The organism is Micromonospora sp. ABR4_055 (assembly GCF_056160425.1).
Genome location: NZ_JBSWXD010000254.1, coordinates 1 through 5985 on the forward strand (window position 1 = coordinate 1; position 5985 = coordinate 5985).

The window sequence follows — 5985 nt, forward strand, 5'->3', positions numbered from 1 at the left end:
CTTCTGCTTTTTTTGCGGAAAGGGAGTTTGGGGGGAAAAGAGGAAAATAAGAACCCTTTACAGGGGGACGGTCCCTCGGGCGGGGCGGGGGGCCCGTACCCCGTGGCTCAGTCGAGCAGCTCGGCCACCGTGCCGGCAGCCACCGTACGGCCGCCCTCACGGACCGCGAAGCCGAGCCCGACGTCCATCGCGACCGGCCTACCCAGCTCCACCGTCACTCCGACGGTGTCGCCCGGCATGGCCATCGCGCCGTCGGCGAGCCGCACCGACCCGACCACGTCCGTAGTACGGAAATAGAACTGCGGCCGGTAGTTCGCGAAAAACGGCGTGTGCCGGCCGCCCTCAGCGGTGGTCAGCACGTACAGCCGGGCCCGGAACCGTTGGTGCGGCGTGACGGTGCCGGGCACCGCCACCACCTGGCCCCGCTGCACCTGGTCCCGCTTGACCCCGCGCAGCAGTACGGCGGCGTTGTCGCCGGCCTCGGCGGTGTCCAGCGACTTGCCGAACGTCTCCAGCCCGGTCGCCACGGTCGACAGCGTCGGACCGAGCCCGACCACCTCCACCGGGTCGCCGATCCGCAGGGCGCCCCGCTCGACCGCGCCGGTCACCACGGTGCCCCGACCGGAGATGGTCAGCACGTTCTCGATCGGCATCAGGAACGGCTCGCCCAGCTCGCGGGGCGGCACCGGGACGTACCGGTCGACCGCGTCGAGCAGCTCCACGATGGAGTCAACCCAGCGCGGGTCGCCCTCCAGCGCCCGCAGCGCCGACACCCGTACCACCGGCACCTGCTCACCGGGGAACCCGTACTCGGCGACGAGGTCGCGGACCTCGAGCTCGACCAGGTCGAGCAGCTCCGGGTCGTCGACCGCGTCGGCCTTGTTCATCGCCACCACCAGGTACGGCACCCCGACCCGACGGGCCAGCAGCACGTGCTCGCGGGTCTGCGGCATCGCCCCGTCGAGCGCGGAGACGACCAGGATGGCCCCGTCCACCTGTGCCGCACCCGTGATCATGTTCTTCACGAAGTCGGCGTGGCCCGGCATGTCCACGTGGGCGTAGTGCCGGGTCGCGGTCTCGTACTCGACGTGCGAGATGTTGATGGTGATGCCCCGCGAGACCTCCTCCGGCGCCCGGTCGATGCCGTCGAAGGACACGAACCGGTTGGCCGCCGGGTCCCGGTCGGCGAGGACCTTGGTGATCGCGGCGGTCAGGGTGGTCTTGCCGTGGTCGACGTGACCCATGGTGCCGATGTTGAGGTGCGGCTTCGCCCGCACGAACTGACTCTTGGCCATGATGATCTTCCAGGTTGGTAACGAGCTGGCGGACGACGAACGCGGGCGGGTGCCAGACCGCCCGACCGCGTCAGAACCACGCCGCCCGGCGCACCCGTCAACGGGCGGCGCCGGAGGGACCGGGCCACCCTCCTCCGTGGTTCTGCCGCAGCGGGAGGAGGGTCAGCCTCGGGTATCAGCCAGCCACGCGCACACGACGGCGGCGCCCGGCAGGTGAAGACCTGCGGGCCGCACAGCGCCGACGGTGCCGAACATGGCGGTCACGCTAGCCAGTAACGCCGGGCCGGGCCATCGAATTCCGGCTCACCCGAACGGCGAGACCCCGGGTCGCGCGGACGGCGCGAACCCCGCATCACTCGAACAGCGAATGCCGTACGCCCGGTTGCTCCCGCCGGCGGGCCCGGCGGCGACGCTGCACGACGACCAGGTCGACCACGGCGATCACGGCCAGCACCCACAGCACGACCGCGCCGGCGGTGAGGTCGGCCCGCCAGGCGAGCGCCCCGAGCACGGTGCAGAAGACCAGCCCGAAACCGGCCATCGCCAGCCGCAGATTCAACGCGCTGTAGGCGTGACCGACGGTACCCCGGGCCCTGTTGGGCTGCGACTTCGTGGCCATCCCCGGGCTGTACCCGGCAGACACCGGGCCGTAACCTCGCGAACGCGCCCGTTGAGGCTCGACGACGAGCTACCGACGTCGGCCCGCACCACCAGGTCGGGCTGAGCACCCCTACTCATCCGGACCGGCCGGTCCGGCAGGAAGCTGAGCCGATGAACGTTTCGTCGCGACCGGAGTGGCCCGTCCCCCGGGTCGGCATCACCGGGGTCGGCGTCAGCCTCCCCGACCGTACCCTCACCACCGCCGACCTGCAGGACCGGATCACCGCCGCCAGTGACGTCGCACTGCCACCCGGCCTGTTCGCCACGATGACCGGCATCGGACAGCGCCGGGTCGCCGCCGACGACGAGTACGCCTCGACGTTCGCGGTGCGGGCCGCCCGGCGGGCGCTCGACACCGCCGGACGCACCGCCGACGACGTCGACCTGCTGCTGTTCGCCTCGGCCAGCCGGGACATGGTCGAGCCGGCGACCGCGCACATCGTCCAGGCCGAGCTGGGTGGATCGGCGCACGCGGTCGACGTCAGCAACGCCTGCAACAGCTTCATCAACGGCATCGACCTGGCCCGGTCGATGATCGTGGCCGGACGGGCGCGGCGGGCGCTGGTCGTCACCGGTGAGACCCCGACCCGGGTCATGCGTCCCCGGCTGGACAGCATGGCGCAGGCCCGGTCGTCGTTCGCCGGCTACACGTTCGGCGACGGCGGGGCGGCGGTGCTGGTCGAGCCGGTGTCAAACGGCGGGATCGTCGACGTCGACACCGAGACCCGGTCCGGGCACTGGGCGGTCGGTGGCATCTTCGGCGGTGGCTCCCGGCATCCGCGCGGTGACGAGCACACCTACTTCCACGGCGACGGGCACGCCCTGCGGTCGGTCTTCGAGCGGATCGGCACCGACATCCTGGACCGGGTTCGGCGGCGCACCGGCTGGGACTGGGTCGACTACGAACGCGTCCTGGTGCACCAGGTCAGCGTGCCGTACCTGGAACGCTTCATCGAGGTCACCGGGGTGCCGAAGGAGAAGCTGGAGGTGACGGTCACCGAGTTCGGCAACCTGGCCAGCGCCACCCTCGGCGTGCAGCTGGCCCGGATCGACGCCGGACTGCGCAGCGGCGACCGGGTGCTGGCGGTCGGCCTCGGTGGCGGGGTCAGTGTGATGACGATGGTCTGGGAGAAGCCGTGACCCGGGCGGTCGAGCAGCCACCCGCCGCACCGGCGGCGGCCGGTGCGGGGCCGCTGTGGGTGGTGGTGCCGGCGTACCAGGAGCAGGCCCGGATCGGTGCCACGCTGGCCGCGCTAGCCGACCAGACCGACCGGGACTTCACCCTGGTCGTGGTCGACAACGGCTCCACGGACGGCACCGCCGCCGTGGTCGAACGGTTCGCCGCGGCCGCGCCGTTTCCAGTCCGGCTGCTGCAGGAACCGCAGAAGGGCGTCGGCGCCGCGGTCGACACCGGTTTCCGGTACGCCATCGCGCACGGCGCCCGGTGGCTGGCCCGCACCGACGCCGACTGTCTGCCGCACCCCGGTTGGGTGGCGGCGGCCCGGGCCGGGCTGGCCGGCGGTGCCGGGCTGGTCTGCGGCGCGATCCGGGCCCGCCGCGACGAGCACGGCCCGCTGGGTCGGGCCGGGTTCCGGCTGCTGGTGCTCCTCGCCGCGGCGTTCGGTCGGCTGCGGCCGGCACACCGACGCGGCGACGGCTACCTGGCGCCGTACCGGATGCACGCCGGCAACAACATGGCGGTCACCACCGAGCTGTACCAGGCGTGCGGCGGCATGCCGCGCCGGCCGTCACCGACCGACCGGACCTTCCTCAACCGGGTACGCAGCAACACGTCGGCGATCATCCACCGCCGGGACATGGTGGTGGAGAACTCGACCCGGCGGCTGCGGGCGTACGGCCTGCGGCGCACCGCCGCCTGGTACCTGGACCGGGGTGCCGGCCCGTTGACCGAGGATCCCCGGTGACCGCACGCCGGGACGGAGGCCGCTGATGCTGGACCGACTCGCGGCCACGTTGCGCGCCGACCCGCACCGGCCGGCGGTGCTGACCGCCACGGCACTGACCGGCCGCTGCCGGGTCCGGGCCACCACCGGTGACCTGACCGGTCTCACCGACCGGTACGCCGCCACGCTGGCCCGGCACGGGCTCGCCGCCGGGGACACCCTGGGCTTGGCGGTACGCCCGGGCCTCCGCTCGCTGGCGGTACTGCTGGCCGCGTACCACCTGGGGGTGCGGGTGGCGGTGCTGGACCCGACGGCCGGTCCGGATGTGCTGACCGCCCGGCTCGCCGTGGCCGAGCCAGCGTTGGTGCTGGCCGACTCGGTGGCGCAGGCGGTGGCCGGCTGGGCCGGTCCGCTGGCCCGCCGCGCGCACCTGGCGCTGCCGGATCTGACCCGGATCGCCCCGGTCCGTACGGTCGGGCGCCGGTTGCCGGGCTGCGCGCCGGCGCTGCCGGCGGGCACCGGCCCGCTACCGGCGGCGTTCGACGGCGACGGTGACGCGGTGATCGTCTTCACCTCGGGGACGACCAGCCGGCCACGGGCGGTGGTGCACACCCGGGCCGGGTTGTCCGCCGGGATGCGGGCGGTGACCGGGCTGGTCGGCCCGCAGCCCGATGTGCCGGTGCTGGGCGGCACGTTCTTCGTGCTGGTGCCGGCGTTGACGGCCGGCGCGCCGGTGGCGTTGCCGGCCCGGTCGCCGGCGCTGCTGGCCCGGCAGCTGACCCGGCTGCGGCCGCAGGCGACGTACCTGACACCACCGCAACTGCGCGCGGTGCTGGAGCACTCGCCCCGACTGACCGGGCGGGTGTTCAGCGGCTCGGCCCCGGTCAGCGCCGCCCTGCTGGGCCGGGTCAAGCGGGCCGGCGCGGACCGGGCGTACGGGGTGTACGCGCTGACCGAACTGTTCCCGGCCGCAGCCGTTGAGGAGGCCGACAAGCGCGGGTACGCCGCCGACGGGGACCTGGTGGGCCGGCCGCTGGCGGGGGTGACCGCCCGGGTCGACGACACCGGGCAGGTGCGACTGTCCGGTCCGGGGCAGGCCGACCGGTACCTCGGCGAACCGCCGATGGCCGAGGTGGCCACCGGCGACGTCGGCCGGCTCGACGGCGACCGGCTGGTGCTCGCCGGCCGGTGCAAGGACATGGTGCTGCGGGCGGCGGAGAACATCTACCCGGGCCTGTACGAGCCGGCGTTGCACGTGCCGGGGGTGGCGTTGGCGGTGCTGGTCGGCGTGCCGGCCGACGACGGGGACGAACGGCTGGTGGCCGTGGTGCAGCCGGAGCCGGGCGCCGACCGGGCCCGGCTGCGGGTCGCGTTGCGGCCGGTGCTGGACCGGATGGGATCGGCCCGGCCGGACCGGGTGGTGTTCGCCCGGGTTCCGCTGGCCGGGCGGTCCCGCAAGCCGGACCGGCAGGCGGCGGCTCAGGTGGCGGCGCAGGTAACGGCGCGAGCTGCGGCGCGGGTGGCCGGCGATGGATGAACAGCGACCGACCCGGCGGGGCCGCCGCCGGGACCGGCTGGTCTACCTGGGTAGCCATCCGGTGCTGTTCGCCCTGTTGGCGGCGACCCGACGCGCGCCGGTGCGCCGGATCGGCCGGACCGTTCTGGTGCACGACGCCGCGCCGTTCGCCCAAGCGCTGCGTCGGGTCCCGTTGGACCGCTCGGCCGAGCGGACCACCGCCGGGACGGCACGCCGGGCCACCGGCGGCGATGGGTTCCTGTTCGACCAGGACGGCGCCGGGCACCGGCGGACCCGCCGGGCCGCCGCGTCGGTGTACGGCGCCGACGGGGTCGTCCGGCTACGCCCGGTCTGGCTGGACGTGCTGCGGCGGCGGCTGGTACCGCTGGGCGACGGGGCCGAGGTGGATGTCGTCGATCTGGTGGCCGAGCTGGCCGGGGCGAGTACCGCCGCGATGCTGGACGTGTCGGTGTCGGCGCACGCGTTGACCGCCGCGGCCAGGTCCGCTGCGGCGCACGCAGCCCGAGAGCATCTGCCCGGGCTGCGCTGGCCGGGCCGGGCCGCCCGGGACCTGGCTCTTATCCACACCTCCAAACCCAAAAGACATAGA

At 74.0% G+C, this 5985-nt stretch carries 5 protein-coding genes and 1 pseudogene; 4 read left to right on the plus strand and 2 right to left on the minus strand.

Features of this window, described 5'->3' with window-relative positions; translation table 11 throughout:
* Positions 1 to 107: 107 nt before the first annotated feature.
* Both tuf and ACXAHD_RS31135 read right to left on the minus strand, forming a co-directional pair.
* Complete coding sequence (gene tuf / locus ACXAHD_RS31130; protein ID WP_281567366.1) at positions 108 to 1295, minus strand: elongation factor Tu; 1188 nt, start codon at positions 1293 to 1295, stop codon at positions 108 to 110.
* Positions 1296 to 1647: 352 nt separating this feature from the next.
* Positions 1648 to 1914, minus strand: coding sequence for a DUF6343 family protein (locus tag ACXAHD_RS31135; RefSeq protein ID WP_281554421.1), 267 nt, complete (start codon positions 1912 to 1914; stop codon positions 1648 to 1650).
* 152 nt (positions 1915 to 2066) lie between these two features.
* Here ACXAHD_RS31135 and ACXAHD_RS31140 point away from each other — a divergent pair, with 152 nt between their 5' ends.
* The 4 genes and pseudogenes from ACXAHD_RS31140 to ACXAHD_RS31155 all read left to right on the plus strand — a co-directional run.
* Positions 2067 to 3095 (plus strand): 3-oxoacyl-ACP synthase III family protein, encoded by a 1029-nt coding sequence (locus ACXAHD_RS31140; protein ID WP_289212684.1) that lies wholly within the window; start codon positions 2067 to 2069, stop codon positions 3093 to 3095.
* Complete coding sequence (locus ACXAHD_RS31145) at positions 3092 to 3880, plus strand: glycosyltransferase (RefSeq protein ID WP_281554419.1); 789 nt, start codon at positions 3092 to 3094, stop codon at positions 3878 to 3880. Before ACXAHD_RS31140 ends, ACXAHD_RS31145 begins: the two co-directional genes overlap by 4 nt.
* A 25-nt stretch (positions 3881 to 3905) precedes the next feature.
* Positions 3906 to 5396 carry a class I adenylate-forming enzyme family protein gene (locus ACXAHD_RS31150; RefSeq protein WP_475055018.1) on the plus strand — a complete coding sequence of 497 codons (1491 nt, stop codon included), beginning with the start codon at positions 3906 to 3908 and terminating at the stop codon, positions 5394 to 5396.
* A pseudogene (locus ACXAHD_RS31155) lies at positions 5389 to 5985 on the plus strand (cytochrome P450); the annotation flags it as partial. The gene ACXAHD_RS31150 and the pseudogene ACXAHD_RS31155, both read left to right, overlap by 8 nt.

Coding starts and splice junctions, on each gene's coding strand:
- tuf (WP_281567366.1), bottom strand. CDS start 1,295: ATGGCCAAGAGTCAGTTCGTGCGGGCGAAGCCGCACCTCAACATCGGC.
- ACXAHD_RS31140 (WP_289212684.1), top strand. CDS start 2,067: ATGAACGTTTCGTCGCGACCGGAGTGGCCCGTCCCCCGGGTCGGCATC.
- ACXAHD_RS31135 (WP_281554421.1), bottom strand. CDS start 1,914: ATGGCCACGAAGTCGCAGCCCAACAGGGCCCGGGGTACCGTCGGTCAC.
- ACXAHD_RS31150 (WP_475055018.1), top strand. CDS start 3,906: ATGCTGGACCGACTCGCGGCCACGTTGCGCGCCGACCCGCACCGGCCG.